General features: G+C 56.5%; 1 protein-coding gene. It reads left to right on the top strand.

Features of this window, described 5'->3' with window-relative positions; genetic code table 11:
* Positions 1–16: 16 nt before the first annotated feature.
* On the top strand, positions 17–637 hold a 621-nt coding region (locus CSC65_RS16075), incomplete at its 3' end, for a PHP domain-containing protein (RefSeq protein ID WP_274379424.1).

The raw sequence follows: 637 nt of genomic DNA, 5'->3' as shown, positions 1-637 counted from the left end.
CTATGAGGGCTACTACATGAAACCGCGTATGGATCGCGAGCTCATGGGCCAGTACTCCGGTGGCATCATCGCCTCGACCGGTTGCCCATCGGGTGAGGTGCAGACCCGGCTGCGCCTCGGCCAGTTTGAGGAAGCTTGCCAAGCTGCATCCGATTATCGGGACATCTTTGGCCGTGAAAACTATTTTTGTGAGTTAATGGAACACGGCGTCCCGACCGAAAAGAAGGTGAGGTCCGACCTGCTGAAGCTGGCCAAAAAACTAGACATTCCGTTGCTGGTCACCAACGACTCCCACTACGTCACTGAGGATCAGGCCGACGCCCACGACTCTTTGCTGTGTGTCGGTGTGGGCCGAAACAAAGACGATCCGAACCGGTTCCGGTTCAACGGTTCCGGCTACTACATCAAATCCTCGGAGCAGATGCGGGCGCTGTTCCCCAACCATCCGGAGGCCTGTGACAACACCTTGCTGCTGACCGGGATGATTGGTTCCTATGACGAGGTGTTCAAGTACGTCGACCGGATGCCGCAGTTCGATGTTCCTGAGGGGGAGACTCAGGAGTCCTGGCTGCGTAAGAAACTCCAGGAAGGACTTGACGAGAAATTCGGTCCGAACCCACCCAAAGAGGTCCTAGAG

This window comes from Pseudoxanthomonas daejeonensis (assembly GCF_010093205.1).
Taxonomy (GTDB): Bacteria; Pseudomonadota; Gammaproteobacteria; order Xanthomonadales; family Xanthomonadaceae; genus Pseudoxanthomonas; species Pseudoxanthomonas daejeonensis.
This window is presented reverse-complemented; position numbering and strand designations above follow the sequence as displayed.